Origin of the sequence: Oleiagrimonas sp. C23AA, from assembly GCF_011759385.1 — a bacterium.
In the GTDB taxonomy this organism is placed as follows: Bacteria; Pseudomonadota; Gammaproteobacteria; order Xanthomonadales; family Rhodanobacteraceae; genus Oleiagrimonas.
On the sequence record NZ_JAARLY010000001.1, the window covers coordinates 584,289 to 602,022 of the forward strand.

At 63.8% G+C, this 17,734-nt stretch carries 15 protein-coding genes; 6 read left to right on the top strand and 9 right to left on the bottom strand.

The window, feature by feature from the left end:
- The first annotated feature begins 124 nt into the window (after nucleotides 1–124).
- Both HBF24_RS02460 and HBF24_RS02465 read left to right on the top strand, forming a co-directional pair.
- A complete protein-coding gene (locus HBF24_RS02460) occupies nucleotides 125–2,131 on the top strand; it encodes an oligopeptide transporter, OPT family (protein WP_343162692.1) in 2,007 nt (668 codons plus the stop codon).
- A gap of 87 nt (nucleotides 2,132–2,218) precedes the next feature.
- Nucleotides 2,219–2,677 carry a GNAT family N-acetyltransferase gene (locus HBF24_RS02465; protein ID WP_167168365.1) on the top strand — a complete coding sequence of 153 codons (459 nt, stop codon included), beginning with the start codon at nucleotides 2,219–2,221 and terminating at the stop codon, nucleotides 2,675–2,677.
- 55 nt (nucleotides 2,678–2,732) lie between these two features.
- Here HBF24_RS02465 and HBF24_RS02470 read toward each other — a convergent pair whose 3' ends face one another.
- The 3 genes from HBF24_RS02470 to HBF24_RS02480 all read right to left on the bottom strand — a co-directional run bounded on the left by HBF24_RS02470 (nucleotide 2,733) and on the right by HBF24_RS02480 (nucleotide 5,646).
- The gene (locus tag HBF24_RS02470) at nucleotides 2,733–3,584 is read right to left on the bottom strand and encodes an energy transducer TonB (RefSeq protein ID WP_167168368.1); all 852 of its coding nucleotides are present in this window, start codon (nucleotides 3,582–3,584) and stop codon (nucleotides 2,733–2,735) included.
- A 235-nt stretch (nucleotides 3,585–3,819) separates the two neighbouring features.
- Nucleotides 3,820–4,716, bottom strand: coding sequence for a hypothetical protein (locus HBF24_RS02475; protein WP_167168371.1), 897 nt, complete (start codon nucleotides 4,714–4,716; stop codon nucleotides 3,820–3,822).
- A gap of 81 nt (nucleotides 4,717–4,797) precedes the next feature.
- Nucleotides 4,798–5,646, bottom strand: coding sequence for a hypothetical protein (locus tag HBF24_RS02480; RefSeq protein WP_167168376.1), 849 nt, complete (start codon nucleotides 5,644–5,646; stop codon nucleotides 4,798–4,800).
- 218 nt (nucleotides 5,647–5,864) lie between these two features.
- On the opposite strand from HBF24_RS02480, the gene HBF24_RS02485 reads away from it, so the two are divergent.
- The 3 genes from HBF24_RS02485 (at nucleotide 5,865) to HBF24_RS02495 (ending at nucleotide 10,307) form a co-directional block, all read left to right on the top strand.
- Nucleotides 5,865–7,613, top strand: coding sequence for a hypothetical protein (locus HBF24_RS02485; protein WP_167168379.1), 1,749 nt, complete (start codon nucleotides 5,865–5,867; stop codon nucleotides 7,611–7,613).
- Nucleotides 7,614–7,691: 78 nt separating this feature from the next.
- The gene (gene fabV, locus HBF24_RS02490; protein WP_167168382.1) at nucleotides 7,692–8,891 is read left to right on the top strand and encodes an enoyl-ACP reductase FabV; all 1,200 of its coding nucleotides are present in this window, start codon (nucleotides 7,692–7,694) and stop codon (nucleotides 8,889–8,891) included.
- Between the two features lie 207 nt (nucleotides 8,892–9,098).
- On the top strand, nucleotides 9,099–10,307 hold the full coding sequence (locus HBF24_RS02495; RefSeq protein ID WP_167168385.1) for an ISL3 family transposase: 1,209 nt from the start codon (nucleotides 9,099–9,101) through the stop codon (nucleotides 10,305–10,307).
- A 37-nt stretch (nucleotides 10,308–10,344) separates the two neighbouring features.
- On the opposite strand, the gene HBF24_RS02500 is transcribed toward HBF24_RS02495, so the two are convergent.
- From HBF24_RS02500 to HBF24_RS17270, 3 genes are all read right to left on the bottom strand, one after another.
- Complete coding sequence (locus HBF24_RS02500) at nucleotides 10,345–11,835, bottom strand: alpha-L-fucosidase (RefSeq protein ID WP_167168388.1); 1,491 nt, start codon at nucleotides 11,833–11,835, stop codon at nucleotides 10,345–10,347.
- Nucleotides 11,836–11,916: 81 nt separating this feature from the next.
- A complete protein-coding gene (locus HBF24_RS02505; RefSeq protein WP_167168390.1) occupies nucleotides 11,917–13,116 on the bottom strand; it encodes a glycoside hydrolase family 27 protein in 1,200 nt (399 codons plus the stop codon).
- Nucleotides 13,117–13,356: 240 nt separating this feature from the next.
- A complete protein-coding gene (locus HBF24_RS17270) occupies nucleotides 13,357–13,641 on the bottom strand; it encodes a MerR family DNA-binding protein (protein WP_343162693.1) in 285 nt (94 codons plus the stop codon).
- Nucleotides 13,642–13,764: 123 nt separating this feature from the next.
- On the opposite strand from HBF24_RS17270, the gene HBF24_RS02515 reads away from it, so the two are divergent.
- The gene (locus HBF24_RS02515) at nucleotides 13,765–15,120 is read left to right on the top strand and encodes an MFS transporter (RefSeq protein ID WP_167168392.1); all 1,356 of its coding nucleotides are present in this window, start codon (nucleotides 13,765–13,767) and stop codon (nucleotides 15,118–15,120) included.
- Nucleotides 15,121–15,132: 12 nt separating this feature from the next.
- On the opposite strand, the gene HBF24_RS02520 is transcribed toward HBF24_RS02515, so the two are convergent.
- Genes HBF24_RS02520 through HBF24_RS02530 form a run of 3 tightly spaced genes read right to left on the bottom strand, consistent with a single transcriptional unit; the run spans nucleotide 15,133 to nucleotide 17,734 of the window.
- Nucleotides 15,133–16,620, bottom strand: coding sequence for a TolC family protein (locus HBF24_RS02520; RefSeq protein ID WP_167168395.1), 1,488 nt, complete (start codon nucleotides 16,618–16,620; stop codon nucleotides 15,133–15,135).
- Nucleotides 16,617–17,528: an HlyD family secretion protein gene (locus HBF24_RS02525; RefSeq protein WP_167168398.1), complete on the bottom strand. Its 912-nt coding sequence runs from the start codon at nucleotides 17,526–17,528 to the stop codon at nucleotides 16,617–16,619. The genes HBF24_RS02520 and HBF24_RS02525 overlap by 4 nt, the downstream gene beginning before the upstream one ends.
- Nucleotides 17,525–17,734: a DUF1656 domain-containing protein gene (locus HBF24_RS02530; protein ID WP_167168401.1), complete on the bottom strand. Its 210-nt coding sequence runs from the start codon at nucleotides 17,732–17,734 to the stop codon at nucleotides 17,525–17,527. The genes HBF24_RS02525 and HBF24_RS02530 overlap by 4 nt, the downstream gene beginning before the upstream one ends.

The window sequence follows — 17,734 nt, forward strand, 5'->3', positions numbered from 1 at the left end:
TTGGGCTGCTGGCTTGCGGCGCGCTATCGTGCGCATTATGCGTGTCCCTTTAGACGGGGCGCGCCTGCCGTCGCCGTCCGCGGACCGGATGGGGGACCTTTCGCCAGACGGAGTCACAACCAACGTGAATACCCAGGTTTCGGGCGGCCTTGCGCCGCGTAGCGAGCTGACCATCCGTGGTGTGGTCATCGGCGTGTTGATCACGCTGGTGTTCACCGCGGCCAACGTGTATTTCGGCCTGGAAGCGGGCCTGACCTTTGCCACATCGATTCCCGCCGCGGTGATTTCGATGGCGGTGCTGCGCAAGTTTTCCGATGCCACCATGCAGGAAAACAACATCGTGCAGACCATCGCCTCGGCCGCTGGCTGCCTGTCGGCGATCATCTTCGTGTTGCCGGGCCTGGTGATCGTCGGCTGGTGGGCCGGCTTCCCGTACTGGGAAACCATGCTGATCTGTGCGCTGGGCGGCATTCTGGGCGTGATGTATTCCATTCCGCTGCGTCGCGCGTTGGTGACCAATTCCGATCTGCCTTACCCGGAAGGCGTGGCCTGCGCCGAGGTGCTGAAGGTCGGTGCCAGCCATCGCGAAGGCGCCAACGATGCCGAAGCCGCCGCCGTGGGGCGTTCGGGCTTTATGGCGGTGGTGGTCGGTTCGCTGGTATCGGCGGGCTTTGCCATCGTCGAGGCCACGCAGATTTTCGCCAAGGATGTGTCGGCTTATTTTCGTGTCGGCGATCGCGGCTCGGCCACCGGGTTTGATTTCAGCCTCTCGTTCGCATTGCTGGCCGTGGGCCATCTGGTCGGCCTGTGGGTGGGTATTTCCATGCTGCTGGGCACGCTGATCGCCTGGGGCTGGGCGGTGCCGCATTACACGGCGCTGGCGCACGCGGCAGGTTCAGCCGCGGATATCGCCGGCTCGGCCTTTGGCGAGAAGGTGCGCTTTCTGGGCGCCGGTACCATTGCCTCAGCGGCGATCTGGACGCTGGTCAAGTTGGTCAAGCCGGTCGCGTCGGGGCTGGCCGGTGCAATGCGCTCCTCGCGCATGCGCAAGGCCGGTCAGGGCGCCGATTTGCCGCGTACCGAGCACGACATTCCCATTGGCATCGTGGCGCTGGTGACGCTGGTCTGCATGCTGCCGATTGCCTGGCTGCTGGGCGATTTCAGCGCCGCGGCGGGGCTGGGTCAGGATATGTGGGTGCTGGTCATCGGCGGTGTCGCGTTTGTCGCCCTGATGAGCTTTTTTGTGGCCTCGGTGTGCGGTTACATGGCCGGCCTGGTCGGCTCGTCCAACAGTCCGCTGTCGGGCATAGGCATTCTGGTGATCGTGATCGCTTCGGTGCTGCTGGCGATCGGCGCACAGAGCAGCCTGCCGCCGGAGGCTGGCAAGGCGCTGGTGGCCTTCGCGCTGTTTACCTCGTCGGTGGTGTTCGCCGGGGCCACCATTGCCAACGACAACCTGCAGGATCTGAAAACCGGCCAGCTGGTCGATGCCACGCCCTGGAAACAACAGGTCGCGCTGATCATCGGCGTGATTGCCGGCGCCTTCATCATCCCGGTAGTGCTGAATCTTCTGAGCAAGGCTTACGGCTTTGTCGGTGCGGCCAATGCCACCGAGCACGCGCTGGCGGCGCCGCAGGCCGGCCTGATTGCCGCGCTGGCGCAAGGCGTACTGCAGCACAATATCGACTGGAGCCTGATCTGGCTGGGCGCTGGCATCGGCGCGGTCATCATCGTGATCGACGAGATTCTGGGCCTGTTCGGCAAAACGGTACGCCTGCCGCCACTGGCGGTGGGCCTGGGTATTTATCTGCCCAGCGAAATCACCCTGATGATCGTGGTCGGGGCCATCGTCGGCTGGTATTTCGATCGCCGTGCCGCGCGCCAGCCCAAGCCGGAGGCGACACGCCAGCTGGGCGTGCTGATGGCCTCGGGTTTGATCGTCGGCGAGAGCATCATCGGCGTGATTATCGCTGCCATTGTGGTGTTCTCACACCATGAGACGCCACTGGCACTGGTCGGCAAGGGTTTTGCCTCGACCTCGATCTGGCTGGGTGGTCTGGCCTTCGCGCTGGTCACGTTCTTGCTGTATCGCTGGGTCACGCGTCTGGCCAATCGGCCCGTGTCGGCCTGAGGCTGAGTGACGGTGTTGCATCGACGATCGGCTACGCCATAAAGAAGGCGGCCTGCGGGCCGCCTTCTTCCTTGCCGGAAACTCCTTATGCTCGATATCCGTGCCGATGATCTGAGCCACCCGCTAATGCGTGCGCTGCTGGCACTTCACCTGAAGGATATGCATGCGCAATCGCCGCCGGGCACGGTGTTTGCGCTGGACCTTTCCGCGCTCAGCTCGCCGTCGGTGCAGGTATGGAGCGGCTGGCATGGCGAGCGCGTGGCCTGTATCGGTGCGCTGAAGCGGCTGTCACCTGGTCAGGGCGAGATCAAATCCATGCGCACGCATCCGGACTTTTTGCGCCAGGGTGCGGCGGCGGCCATGCTCGAACACATCATCGCGCAGGCTCGTGCCACGGGCATGTCCTGTTTGAGTCTGGAAACCGGGCGCGGCCAAGCGTTCGAGCCCGCGTTGGCGCTGTACCGTCGTCGCGGCTTTGTAAGTGGCGCGCCGTTCGCCGATTATCAGGCCAGCGATTTCAACCAGTTCTTGCATCTGGCGCTTTGAGCCGTGCGCTGGTGATGCCTTGTCCCACGGCGCTACACGTGCATCCGATGCAGATTTAGCTGCCGGGTGGGTTGAGCAGGTGCAGGCTTTGCTGGGCCAGGAATACGCCGTCGCGGGGCAGGGCGGCGGCGTCTTCGGCATCCATGCGCTCGCGAGCGGTCAGCCAGTTTGGTTCGGCTCTGGGGCCTGGAACGTAGCTCATCCAGTGGCCATAGGTTGGCAGATCGAGATGGCCATCGTTGCGCAGGATAAAGGCCACCGGGATGCGTACCACCCAGTGATCCTTGTGGGCGTTGTCGCCCTGTATCGGCAGCTGAAAGGTCCAGTGCGACAGCGTGCGCGTGGCGGTCGAGGCCAGCACTTTGCGCCACTTGCGCATGATGCCTTCGGGGCCGCGTGCGCGCAGGTCGACCTGCTCGGCGGCGATGCGTGAGACGTGGCCATCGGCCTGCACCCGGGCCACGACCATGACCCGACCTTCCAGGCGCGCTTGCACGGCGGCTCGCGGATAGATCGGATTGGGTCGTTTGAGCGCGCGCACCCCTGCGCTTTCCGCTCCGTTGCCGAACCATTGCCCGGCCAGACTCAGCTTGAAGTGGCTGTCATCGGTGGGAATGGCGACCACGCGCAGGTGCATTTCGGCCTTGGCCGCCACCGCGTGGCCCTGGCGCACGACCGGGGCAAAACGCCACTGCGGTACATTGTTGGCAATCAACGTACGCACCACCTTGGGCACCTTTTCAGGGTGGTCGATGGCGTAGCTGCTTACCGCGCCCTGCGCAGTCACCACAATGTGGCCGCTCAATACCATGCTGGCATTGGCCGGATGCTTGGTGACGTGGCCAAGCGCCGATCCTGCGCCAAGTATGACCGTGAAGACGCTGGCAACAAGTAATCGAGCTTTCATGGACAAGTTCTGTTCCGTGGGCTTTCGGCGCGGACGATCCGCTCCAACCTTTGTGGGGCGGAAAATACGCACTTGGATGGACGAGGGTCGGCCCTGGAGGGGTGCTGCAAAATTGTTGTGGCCCGAGGCGCCTGGTGCCCTGGGTCAAGGCGTAACCGCACCGTGTGGCGTGGCAGGTTCACCACGCCCGGCTCTTGCTACGCACCAGGTGCGAAGGCGGTTGTAAACCACTGCATTATTGGGTGTTGGCATTTCCAGGCCTTATCCACCCTGAGTAAACCAGCGCCACGCCGCGCTGTGTTTGAGCTTGCACCGGTCCCAGTGAGGCTATGGATAGGGTCGGGACGGTAGCGCTTTTCGTATCGACACGAGTGCTTGCTGTCAGCCACTGCGGCGTCACTCGAGGGCCCGGCGCGTAACTTAGCCACTGCCCGTAAGTCGGCGGGTTCGGCCGGCTAATGCTGTCAGGCAACGTAAAGTTCACCGGGATGCGCACCAACCAATGTGCGTTGTTCGCTTCATCAGCGTGGTTCGGCACCTGGAACGTCCAGTGCGCCAGCGTGCTGGTGGCCGCGGAGGCGAGTAGCTGACGCCACTGCTTCATCATGCGTGCGGGACCATGTGCCTGAAGGTTGACTTGCTCGGCGGCAATACGCGAGACGTGGCCGTCGGCCTGTACCTGGGCCACCACCATGACCGACCCCTGCAGGTGTGCATGGACGGCCGCTTGAGGGTACATCGGCTCGGGATGGCGAACCGCGCGCAGGCCAGAGTTGGCGACCGTGCCATCGCCGAACCACTGATCGGCCAGGCGCAGCTGGAACTGCCTATCTTTGTTGGGAGTGGCGACGACGCGAAGATGCATCTCAACCTTGGCGGTCACTGCGTGTCCTTGGTGCACCACCGGGGAGAAACGCCACGTTTGCACGTTTTTGGCAATTAGCTTGCGAACGGCCATGGGCACCTGAGCGGCGTGGTCGAGTGTGTAGCTTTTCACGGTGCCTTGCGGCGACATCACCAGTTGGCCATCCAGCACCATGCTGGCATGTGCCACTGGCTTGCCTGCATGGGCGTGAGCAGTCGCCGTTGCGAGTAGCGCCAGAAGGGCCGAACGTATCACTTGGCTTTTCACGGGCTTTCTCCTTGTCCCAGGAATGGAAGTGCCTACCTTAGGTGTGCGCCAGCAATGCGCGCTGGGCTTGGTTGAAGATGGTCATCTATGCGGTTTGCTTGACAGCTGCATGCTCTGCTTGGCCAGGAACGTCCCTTGCCAGGGAATGGCATCGATATCGGCGACGCGCATGGTGGGTGTGAGCCAGGGGATGGGCTGCACCGGGCCACGCACGTACCCCGACCATGAGGCATAGGGGCGAGTCGCCGCAGCGCCGAGTGGTAGCACCTGATAGCCAATGGGTGCGCGGACGAACCAGTGTTTCCTGTGTTCTGGTCCACCGTTGGCTGGCACCTCGAACTGCCATTGTTTCAGTGCAAGAATGGCCGATTGCGCCAGTACCTTACGCCAGTGCTTCATCTGGGCGGGGCGTCGAAGCGTATCCAGATTCACCTGTTGCGCGGCGACTTTTGCGACCTTTCCGTCATTACTCACCATGGCGACCAGGTAAACCGTGCCGCCAACGCCAGCCTTGATCGCCGTGAGCGGATAGTCGGGGTCAGGTTGGTGCGATTTGACGTGTATGCCATCGGCGCCGGGGCTACCGAACCACTGGCCGCTGACACGCAGTTGCACGTGCTGCTTGTCGGTAGGTGTAGCCACAACACGCAGATGCATCGGCGTTTTTACCGGCACCGGCTGGCCGTGCGATCGCGCCGGTTCAAACCGCCACTGATTCACCGTTTTGCGAATCAGCTCAAGGATCGGTTTGGGGACTTTATCTGCCTCACGAATCTGGTAGTCCTCTACCTTCCCTGTGGGACTGACTGTGATCTGGCCGTCGAGCACCATAGTGAGGTCGAGCTTGCGAGGGCTGGCACGCGCGAAAGCCGTAGGAAGCAGCACGCCGCCCAGCACAAGAACCAGGCCTGTACGAATCTCTCGCTTCATGTGTCATATCCCTGACAACAGCATGTACAGCTTACTCCCGGACTCACAGCCGGCGCCAATAGCCCTTGTGACTGGGGTTTACGCAGGCATGGGCATTCCGTAAAGCGATGGTACGCCTGTCATCAATCCCGGCTTAGCCTCGGCGCAGTGGGTGGTCAGCATTGATTCACGCGGTTTACATCACAGCTGGTATGTAAACGTGACATGAGGCTCGCTGCGTGCAGAAAGGTATATCCGTAACCGAAGTACGGCGTATTGGGCGCGCCGGGCCGTGGTCGGCGGCGTTCACTGTGGTGTTGTGGCACCTGCTGAGCGCTCGGCTGAGCGTGCATGTGCCGTTTGTTTTCGGTGACGAAGCCGGCTACCTGACCAAGGCCGCGGCACTGGCCGGGCACTTTACCGACGCCTATTCCTCGTATTACCCCGGATATGCGCTGTTGATCGCGCCGTGGTTTCTGGGTCATCTCAACCCGGGGCATGCCTTTGAAATGGTGCAGGTGTTCAACGCGCTGTTGGCGGGGCTCGGCGCCAGCGGGTTGTGGGTATTGGCCGGTGAATGGATGCCCGAATCCCGACCGATGCGCCGCTGGGTGGCGGTGGTGGTTGTGGGCATGTATCCACCGTGGGTGGCGTACTCGGGGTTCGCCCTGAGCGAGAACGCGCTGATCGTGCTGATCATCTGGCAAGCCGTGCTGGTCTGCCGGCAGGCAGCGCATCCGCGCGCCCGATATGCATTGGCGCTCGGATGGCTGGGCGGCTTCATGTGGCTGGTGCATCCACGTGGCGGGGTGCTCTTGGTGGTGGGGAGTGCGGCCTGCCTGTTCGGTGAGCAGCCGCGGCGGCAGGGGCGCTGGAGTGGGGCGGCTCTGCTGCTGGGGGCGGCGGTATTTGTGGTCTCGCACACGTGGCTTGATGCCTACTTCAAGTCGCACATGGGCTATTTCGATGACGACCTTAGCGGCCATTACCCAGGCTTGGCCGCACTTTGGACATCGCTTGCTCAGTTATTGAGTGTCAAAGGCATCGGCGGATTTGCAAGCAACGCAGCCGGGCAGGTTTTCTACCTGTTAACCGCCAGCGCAGGTTTGGCGGGCGTGGGTGCTTTGGCGCTGGTGGGGTCCGGTTGGCAGGGGAGGGCGTCGCCTGCGCCGGCGCGGCGTGCGTTGGCCGTGTTCGCCATGGCAAGCACGGTATTGCTGGTGGCGATGACCGCCTTTTTCATGCGTGATGGCGCTCGTGTCGATCAATGGTTTTATGGGCGTTACGCGGAAGTGGCCTTGCCGGTGCTGATGCTGCCGGGCCTGCTATGCGCCGGCTCTGGCGGACGCTGGCTTGTCACGGCCCTGTTGACGGCCCTTTTGGCAGGCACACTGATGGCGGTCCATGGCGCCGTTATCCACGGTTGGGTGGTGCAAGTGGATGTGTTGGGCTGGGCGCTATGGAATGCGTTCGGCGTCAACGCCTTTGGTGGACACCGTCTGGGGCTGTGGCTGATTGGTGCCGGCAGTGTCGGCCTGATGCTGTTGTTGGCGTGGTGGCAGCGTACTCGCTCCTGGCCGCTGGGCGTGGCGGCGGCGTTCCTGGCTTGCTCGGTAATGGCGACGCTGACCTATCTGCGGCCGCTCAGCGATCAGTTCAGCCAGCAGCAGCGCATCCCGCGTTACCTGAAACAGCATGTGCCGGGTCTGGCCTGCGTCAACGAGGATCGTCACGCCAGCGAATACTGGGAGCATTACAACCTGCAGGTGTTCATCTTGCCGATGCGTCTGCATCCGGTGGATTTGTTCACCGAACCCAAGACCCGCAAGCGCGATCGCGACGCTTTGACCCTGTGCAGCCGCTGGCTGATCAGCACGCGAAAGGATCTGGCCACACGCCTGCCGAGTGCGCGCCTGGTGGTGCACGAATATGCCTCGGGCGAGCGTCTGTGGCGCCTGCCTGATGGCGCGGCGAAGCCACCGCGATAACACGGCCGCTCCCTACCGGCGCGTATGGCCGCCAGTGCGTTTACAATGGGCAGTCCTGTGACGTGTTTGAGGTTACCCGTGATCATCCAACCCAAGGTTCGTGGCTTCATCTGCACTACGGCGCACCCGGTCGGCTGCGAGAAGAACGTGCATGACCAGATCGAGGTCACGCAGGCTCACGGCGTACGTGAGGATGGCCCCAAGCGGGTGCTGGTGATCGGTGCCTCCACCGGTTACGGACTGGCCTCGCGCATTGTGTCGGCCTTCGGCTTCAAGGCCGACACGCTGGGCGTGTTCTTCGAAAAACCCTCTACCGATAACAAGACTGGCACTGCTGGCTGGTACAACTCGGCGGCGTTCGACAAGTTCGCCAGCCAGGCCGGTGTCTACAGCCGTTCGATCAACGCCGATGCGTTCTCCAACGCCACGCGTGATCGCGTCATCGAGCTGATCAAGACCGAGATGGGCGGCAAGGTGGACCTGGTGGTCTATTCGCTGGCCTCGCCGGTGCGCAAGCTGCCTGACACCGGCGAAGTGGTGCGTTCGTCGCTGAAGACCATTGGCGAGCCGTTCACCGCCTCGTCGGTCGACACCAACCGCGACCAGGTGGTGCAGGCCAGCGTGGAGCCGGCGACCGAGCAGGAGATTGCCGATACCGTCACCGTGATGGGTGGCGAGGACTGGGCGCTGTGGATCGACGCGCTGGCCAGCGCCGGCGTGCTGGCCGAGCAAGCCACCACCGTGGCCTACAGTTATGTCGGCACTGAGATTACCTGGCCGATCTACTGGCACGGCACGCTGGGGCAGGCCAAGCAGCACCTGGATGCCACCGCCCGGTCGCTGGGTGAGCGCCATCCGGGTTTGCGCGCCTATGTCGGCGTGATGAAATCGGTGGTCACCCAGGCCAGCGCGGCCATTCCGGTGATTCCGCTGTACGTGTCCATGGTGTTCCGCATCATGAAGGACAAGAACATCCACGAAGGCTGCATCGAGCAGATCGACCGTCTGTTCCGTGATCGCCTGTATCGCGAGGATGACCAGGCGCCGGCCACCGACGAGGAAGGCCGTCTGCGTCTGGACGACTGGGAGCTGCGCGAGGACGTGCAGACCGAGTGCAAGGCGATGTGGCCGACGGTGACCACGGAAAATCTGTGGGAGAAGACCGACTACGCCGGCTACAAGCACGACTTCATCAACCTGTTCGGTTTTGATCGTAAGGATGTCGATTACAGCGCCGATGTCAGCCCGAATGTGAGCTTCAACGTCGAGCAGCTGTAAGCGATCCCGCGCTATCCGGCCCATCGCCGATTAACGCGTTGATGCTGCCGTAAAAAAGCCCGCCCCGGATCGCCGGTGCGGGCTTTTCTTTGGTTCATCGCGGATTAGCGGGAAAGAGTGCATTGACAGGCAAAAAGCGGGGGTGAGGGCGGCAAGCACTGGCTAAGCTAAAGCTCTCACACAAAAGCGGTCCAAGCCGCCGCCCTCATGCATGATGCTATCGATGTTGCCGGGTTTTGGGCAGGGTTTCGTTTGATCGAGACCCGATCGTTGTCGGCCACACATTTGCTCGTTCGTCTGGAGCCCGATGAGCGGACCGATCCGCGCTGCGGACGATGCCTGGCGCCTTGCGGGTTGGTGCACGATCGCTCGGTACGCCGGGTGCGCGAGCGGGATCTGTTCGACCAGCAGGTGTGGTTGGAGGTGCCCTTGCGGCGGGTGGTATGCCTGGCCTGCGGCGTGTCCACCGAGCATGTGCCTTGGCTGCCTGCACGCAGCCGATTGACGGCCCGACTGATCGCCCACGTCGAGGTCTTGCTGCGGCTGCTGCCCCTCCTGCACATCAGCCAGCTCACCGGGCTGCACTGGCATACCCTGCGTGCCATCGACGCCCGACGGCTGGCGCGGGAGGTGCCGCCGCCGGACCTGTCGCGGGTTCGCCGCCTGGTCATGGACGAGTTCGCACTGTTCAAGGGCCATCGCTACGCCACGGTGGCGATCTGCGCCGATACCCGGCAGGTGCTGTGGGTGGGCGAAGGCCGTTCGCGCAAGGAGATTCGGCCGTTCTTCGAGATGCTTGGCCCGGCGGTCTGCGCACATATTGAAGCGGTGGCGATGGACATGAATACGGCCTTCGACCTGGAGGTCAAGGCCCATTGCCCCCATGCACGTGTGGTCTACGATCTGTTCCATGTCCTGGCCAAGTTTGGCCGAGAGGTCGTCGACCGGGTGCGGGTCGATCAGGCCCATGCGCTCAAGGCCGATCCAGCCGCGCGCCGCGTCATCAAGCGCAGTCGTTGGTTGCTGCTGCGCCATCGCGGGAACCTCACCGGCGAACAGGCGCTCAAGCTCGACGATCTGCTGGCCGTCAATGCTCCGCTGATGACCGTCTACTTGCTCAAGACCCAGCTCAAGGAGCTCTGGTATGCGCCCAACGAACAGCAGGCACAGCTGCGCTGGTATGAGTGGCAGCAACTGGCGTTGCAGAGCGGCCTCAAGCCGGTGGTTGCCTTTGCCAAACGCCTGAGCGGCTATGTCGAGGGCATCGTTGCCAGCGCCATCTATCGCCTCAATACCAGCGTCCTGGAAGGCATTAACCATCGCATCAAGGTCATCAAGCGGATGGCTTACGGTTACCGCGACACGGACTACTTCTTCCTCAAGATCAAGGCCGCGTTTCCCGGTAAGGCGCGATGAACCTTTTCTTTTGTCGGGAATATCAGGCGAGGACGGTTTATCGAAGCGCCGGCTCGTTGTACGCGCCAAACTCGGCAATGCCCGGCGGCTGGCCGTCAGTTTCCATGTGCAGACGAAGCCGCTCTACGACCTGGGCGTTGCCGGTGCGCAGGAATTCAAAATGCTGTGGTGTGCCGCCGGCGAACAGCGGCCGCCACCGGCCCGCGATCATGGCCTCGATGCGGTAGTGGCGAATGCGGCTGGCGTGGCCGTAATCGCCCAGACCGCGGGCTTCGACCACGCTGAGCGTGTTGATCGGCGTGGGCTTAGGGAACGCCACTTCCAGCCAGTGCGGCGCGTGGCCGGCATCGGCCTGCCAGTAGCTGCGAAGGTCATCGTCAAAGGCCAGATCCGGCCCCGAGGCATCGGCCAGGCTGCTGGCGTGCGAGGGCTGGTTCTTGGCCAGGTTCGGCGTGGTGATTTCAAACGCCGGCGCCACCCGGGGCACGGTGCCGGAGGGTTGCCACAGCCGGCCAATCTCGGCCAGCCGCGCCAGCACGTTGTCGTCCATCAACCCGTCGCGATTGGGCGCGGCATTCAAGATCAGGTTGCAGTGCTGGCGATTGAACGGCTTCAGCCAGTCGTGGACGATCTGGTGTGCATCGCGCAGCGTCGAGGTGGGATAGCTTTTCTTCCAGAACCAGTCTTTCTGCAGCGTGGTGGCCGATTGCGAGGGAATCTCGCTGTGCGGCGGAATCTTCTGCCCGGCGTGCTGCTCGTACTGTTTGACGTCGGTGTAGTAAAGCGCGGTGCCGGGGTAGCTGCCGTCGTTGTAGTCGGAGATCAGGCAGTCCGGCTGCAGGCGTTTGACCAGATCGCGAATTTCGTGGAAAGGCAGTTCGTCGTAGCCGATGCGCGACCACGAGGCGTTCCAGCCATCAATCACCAGCGCCGTGATTGGACCATAGTGGGTCAGTAGCTCGGTGATCTGCGTCTTGATGCGGGCCACCTTGGCCGGCGTGATCACATGCGGGCGGATGTCGGCGCGAAGATCCAGAATGGAGAAGTACAAACAGGGTTCCAGGCCCTCGGCGCGAAACGCCTCCACGTACTGGCGAACGATGTCGTGCGGGTAGGACGAATCCATCACATTGGCGCTACCGCTTTTGGTCGGCCAAAGGCAGAAGCCATCGTGATGCTTGGTGGTCAGGCAGCCGTAGCCCATATGCGCCGAGCGCGCGGCGCGGGCCCACTGACGCGCGTCCAGGTGTTTGGGGTTGAAGCGCTTGGGCGAGGTCTTCGGGTCGCCCCATTCGCGCTCCTCGAAGGTCGCCATGTTGAGGTGGATATACATGCCAAAGCGCAGGTCCAGAAAGGCCTGCTGCGCCGCGTGCAGACGGCTGTCGGCCAGCATCGGCGAGGCGGCCTGCCAAGGCCCGGTGCGGGCGCCGGAAGGCGCTTTCAGTACACGCGACCAGGCGCTGGCGGGCAGGGCGCCGCCGGCAAGGCCCGCGGCGGCAAACAGCTTGGTGAATTGACGACGATCCATCAGGTGCTCCGGGGAAAGGGGCGACGATCTTCGACGCCAGGGCGGTAAAGCCGTTGGCTTTGCGGCCCTGGCGTCAAGGCATTAGCGGCTGGCGTGCTGGCCAGGCCAGACGCGGAACATGGCCACCGCATGGGTCGGCACGCTGGCCTTGATCGGGCCGGTGCTGGTGGCGGTGTGGTGCGTCCACAGGTTGCGCACGGTGTAGTGAGCCGAACCTTTCAGGCCGATCTCATGTGCGGTGGTGGCGATGTTGATCGGCCCCTTGCCACGATTGAGCAGAATCACCGCTACCGAACCATCGGACATCGGCTTGGCCCAGACCTCGGTGCTGCCGTCATCGCGTACCTTGTAGCCCTGGCGGCCGCCCCAGTCCTGGTCGACCGCTATCACGTCCTTGTTGGTGAGCACGGCGCGCACCTTGTCGGACATGTGGCGGATATCGTTGCCGGCAATCAATGGCGCATTGAGCAGCGCCCACAGGCTGAAGTGGGCACGGTTTTCATTGTCGGTCAGGTAACCGTTGCCCACCTCCAGCATGTCCGGGTCGTTCCAGGCGCCCGGATGCGAGGTCTTCGACAAGCCGGCCTGCTGATCCAGGATGTCCATGATGCCCTGTGGGTAGCTGTTGGCCGGTTGGTCGGTTTCCCAGCGCGGCGTGATGTCCTGAGTAGTGCGCCACAGGTTGCCGATCGACTGGGCCCAGGTCCACGGCGCCTTGTTGCCCCATTCGCACAGGCTGTAGACGATGGCACGGCCGGACGCGGCCAGTGCATCGCGCATGGCGGTATAGCGCTGGCGGTAGGTTTCGCCCTGGTAGTCACCGCAGTTGTCGTATTTGAGGTAATCCACGCCCCAGCTGGCGAACTGCTTGGCGTCCGAAGCCTCGTGCCCGATGCTGCCGGGGTAGCCGGCGCAGGTGGTGGTGCCGGCCGACTCGTAGATGCCCAGCTTCAGACCCTTGCGGTGCACGTAGTCGGCTACCGCTTTGATGCCATGCGGGAATTTCCTGGGGTCGGGTACCAGCTTGCCGTCGGCGCTGCGCTTTTTCAGCAGCCAGCAGTCGTCGATATTGACGTACTGGTAGCCGGCGGCCTTCATGCCCGAGCTGACCATGGCGTCGGCGGTGGCCTCGACCAGTTTGGCGCTGACGTCGCAATGGAAGCTGTTCCAGCTGTTCCAGCCCATCGGCGGCGTGCGTGCCAGGTGATTGTCCAAGGCGTGTGCCGGCGCCAGCAGGCACATAGATAACGTTATCACGGCCGCGTAAAGCATCTTGTGCATGTGAATGGTCTCCCCTCCGGTAAATAGTGGCCGCGGCGCACGACTCTTCCGCGGATGGTTCGAGCTTAGCAGCCCGCGCCGCTACTGGCGTGCTGCAGCGCACGCTTGGCGATCTGGGGGCGTGGACGGCTAGGCGTCTGTGTGCCACGGAGGGCGCCGGGGCCATGCATCGCCAGGTGATCGCCTCGGTAGCGCTGGGTGCAGCGCTTGAGTGAAAGGCAGACACACCCAAAGCGCTGGTCAAATGTATCGCGCAGGCGGCGAAGCTCCGTCATGCGTCCAGTCCAGCAACTGGCGCCATTGTTGTGACAGCTTCTGCCAGTCATCACGGGCGGGAATGCGTCCATTCGGCAGGCCCGCCAGCATGTCATCCATGCGGGCAAGATCCAGGCCCACGCTCTGTGCGGCGCGGATCACCGCCAGGCGGTGCAGCACGTTACACCGGTAACGATGCTGGTTGCCGGCGTTGCGGCGGCTTTGAATCAGGCCGCGCCCTTCGTAAAAGTGTAGTGCCCAGATGGGCACACCGCTACGCTTGGGCCACCTCGCCGACGTCCATGTCGTTGGCCACGTTTGACCTCAAGTGAGCGTGAGGTTCTATGCTGCGCGTCGCTTTAACGTAAGGTCAACGCGCCTTCTGGATTGTCCATGTCCGACGCTGTTCCGGTTTCATCCACTGCTGATGGAGTGCTTTCGCCACGCTACCGCGCGCTGACTATTGGGCTGGTGGTGCTGGTGGCGGTGCGTGCATTCGAGGTGCTGGCGGTATCCACGGCGATGCCGGCCGTGGCGGCCGACCTGGATGGACTATCGCTGTATGCGCTGGGTTTTGCCGCGCCGCTGGCCTCGGGCATTGTCGGCATGACGCTGGCCGGCGAGCGATGCGATGCACGCGGTCCGGCTGATACCGTCTGGCTGGGGCTCGCGATCTTCCTGACCGGCGTCATTGGCGCCGGACTTGCGCCCAGCATGGGCGCTTTTGTTGCCGCGCGTACCTTGCAGGGCCTGGGCGGCGGCGCGATTACCGTGGCCTTGTACGTGGTCGTGGCCAAGGCGTATCCCGAGCGACTCAGGCCGCGCGTGTTTGCCGCGGCCAGCGCGGGCTGGGTGGTGCCGTCGATGGTCGGGCCCACCATCAGCGGCGTGATGGTGCAGACACTGGGCTGGCGTTGGGTGTTTGTGCTGGTGCCCTTGCTGGCCTTGCCCGCTGCCTGGATGGTGCGTCCGACGCTGCGTGGTTTGCATAGCGCCTCGACACGGCCAAAGCCGAAGGCGCATATCCGTGTCGGTTGGGCATGTCTGGGCGCTGCGGGTGTTTTGGTATTGGGACTGGCCGGCCATCATGGCCACTACGTTTGGTTGCTGCCAGCAGTGATCGCGGTGATCGTCGCGGCGCATTTCCTGTTGCCGCCAGGCACCCTGCGCTGGCGTCGCGGGCTGCCCAGTGTGGTGGTGGTACGCGGCATGCTGGCCGCCAGCTTTCTGGGCAGCGATGTGTTTGTGCCGTTGTTGCTGGTGCGTGAGCGCGATTGGACACCAACGCTGGCCGGTGTGGCGCTGACGGTCGGAGCACTGGGCTGGTCGGCCGGCTCCTGGTGGCAGGGGCGGCACAGTCATGATGGCTCGCGCCTGCGTTTGATCCGCGTAGGTATGGCGCTGGTGGGTCTTGGCCTGGTGCTGGTACCGCTGGTGCTGATTCATGCGGTGCCAGGCTTCATTGCGGTGCTGGCGTGGGCCGTGGGCGGCACCGGCATGGGGCTGGCCTATCCATCGCTGTCGGTGGCCTTGTTGGCCTTGTCGCCACCGGCCCAGCACGGCGAGCACAGCGCGGCCCTGGAGCTGGCCGAGGCACTGGCCATTGCCACCCTGCTGGCCATCACTGGCGGCTGGTTTGCGGCTTGGTTTGCCACGCAACCGATGCTGGCCTTCGCCGGTTGTTTTGCGCTTCCAGCGGTGATGGTGATGCTGACGATGTGCCTGTCTGGGCGTGTCCGGCCGGTTTAAGACGCAGGGTATTTAGCGAGGTACCTGCGATACGTCATACGCCGGTGAGGGCGTCGCACCAGCCGTCGCCCGAGTGGCATTGGGCTGCCAGCCGCCACCCAGCGCCAGGAACAGGTCGATCTGATCCAGCGAGACTTGCCGCGCGTTTTCCGCCGCCTGCGCGCGCGCTTGAGCCAGCGTGCGTTCGGCATCCAGACTGCTGAGGTACGGCGCGCGGCCGCCACGGTAAAGCTGGCGATTTTGCGCTGCGGCGGCCTTGGCCTGGTCCACTGCATCGGCAAGTGCTGCCTGTTGCTTCAGTGCCTGCTGGTAGCGGCTGAGCGCGGTTTGCGTATCGCGCAGCGCGTCGAGCACGGTTTCGTCGAATGCGGCCAGGGCGGCATCGGCGCCGGCGTTGGCGGCATGAATGCGCGCACGCGCGGCATTGGTGGGGAAGGTCCAGTGAATCAGTGGGCCAATCGACCAACTATGAGCGGCGGGTTCGCCGACATCCTTGAGCAGCCCATTCACCCCCGCCGAAGCGCCTATCGAGACATCCGGATACAGCGCTGCCGTAGCGACGCCAATGCGTGCGGTGGCCGCCGCCAGTTGCCGTTCGGCCATGCGCACATCCGGACGCCGCGCCAGTAATTGCATGCCGTTACCGAGGGGAATGGGCCTGGAAAGCGTGGGAGCATCGGTGCAGTCTTGCAGACCCGCGGGCAGTTGCCCCGGGGTGTCGCCGAGCAGGGCGGCAAGCGCATAAGCGGCCTGCTGGCGCTGCGCTGTCAGCGGCGGTAGCTTGGCCTGTAGCAGGGCCCGCTGCGCTCGCGCGCGTTCCACGTCGGTGATAACGCCACGACCGGCGCGGTACAGGCGCTCTGCCACGTCCACGCCGCGCTGCTGCAAGGCCAGCGAATGGCGGCCGATGGCCAGTTCCCGATTGGCATGACAAATCGTGACGTACTCACGGGTGACCTCGGCGGCCACGGTGATGCGTGCCAGCTGCAACGCGGCCTGGCTGGCCTGCGCCTGCGCCTGGGCCGCTTGCGTGGCCCGCTTGAGTTTGCCGAACAGGTCGAACACGTAATCTAAGTGGATGCCGCCTTCAGCGATGTTGAATACGGGCAACTTTTCCTGTTGCAGCAGGCTTTCGGCGGAGATTTGCGCGCGCTGCACGGTGGCATCGACACTTTCGCCGAGGCCACCTTGGTTCTGCGCCTGGTCATAGACGGCAACGGCCTGACGAAGGTGCGCGCGGGCCTGGCGAATGGTGGTGTTCGCATGCAGCGCCTGATGCACCAGCTGGTTGAGCCGAGCATCGTTATAAAGCTGCCACCAGGCGGCGGGCACGGGGGCGCCCGGTTGCACCGTGGAGGCGTCGCCAGTGTCAACGAAGGCGCCCTGCGCGCTGGGCCGGTTGATGACCGCCTGCGCCGGCAGATGATAGTCCGGGCCCACCGTGGCGCAGCCTGCCAATAGCGTCGCCAGGGTAAGCAGGAGCGTGATACGGCGACTCATGGTGCTTCCCGATGGAGCGTCTGGCCGTTCGTCTTATGGGGGTGGCCAGCAAGAACGTTGACCGTCGCCGTGCGGCCCACCACCAGCCGCAACCCGGGCGGTACCCGATCGATGGCGATGCGTACCGGAATGCGCTGCGCCAGACGCACCCAATTGAAGGTGGGGCTGACCTCGGGCAAAAGTTCACCGGACGGGCTGCCGTTCTTGCCGGCGATGCCCCAGGCGATGCTGGTGACGTGGCCACGCAGATCGTGTTGCGCGCCCATCAGCCGGATGCGCACTGCGTCGCCAACGTGGATATGGCCAAGCTTGGTTTCTTCGAAAAAGCCGTCGATACGCATGGAATGGCGGTCGATTACCGACAGCACCGGATGCCCGGTGGACACGTAATCGCCCACGCGAACGGTACGGTCATTGACGTAACCATCCACCGGGCTGCGCACCTGGGTGCGATGCATATCCAGTTCGGCGCGCTGCTGCGCTACCTTGGCCGCATCCAGCGTGGCCTTTGCTGTGTCCAGGCGAGCACGGTTCTGCTCGGCCGATTCACTGGAGACCAGGCCCTTCAGATGATGATCGCGGGCGACCTCGCGCCGCCATTGAGCCAGCGCCGCACGGGCCTTGGCCACATCGGCTTTCGCCTGCGCCAGGGCCAGGCGGTAGTGCGAGCGATCGACCACGAACAGCACCTGGCCCTTGTGTACGCGCGCGTTGTCGGCCACTTGCACATCGGTAACCAGCCCCGAGACATCCGGCGCCACTTTCACCACGTCGGCGCGCACGTAGGCATCGCGGGTCCATGGCGCGTCGTTGTAATAGCGCCACAAGTGCACGATGACGAACACCGCCGCGGTCACGGCCAGCAGGGTCAGCACGATGGCGCCGGTGGAGCGGATGGTCTTGTTCATGAAGTGACCTGACGAAACATGGCAAAAAGCCCGCCGAGCAGCAGCACGAACAGGGCGAAGTTGAACAGCGCCGGATGCCAAATCCAGCGATAGAAAGTCGTGCGCTGCAGCAGTGCTTGCACGCCGGATTTGAGCGCGTAGGCGGCCAGCATCAGGCACAGCAGGGTGGGTACGAAAACCCCGTAGATATCCAGTTCGGCGGGCAT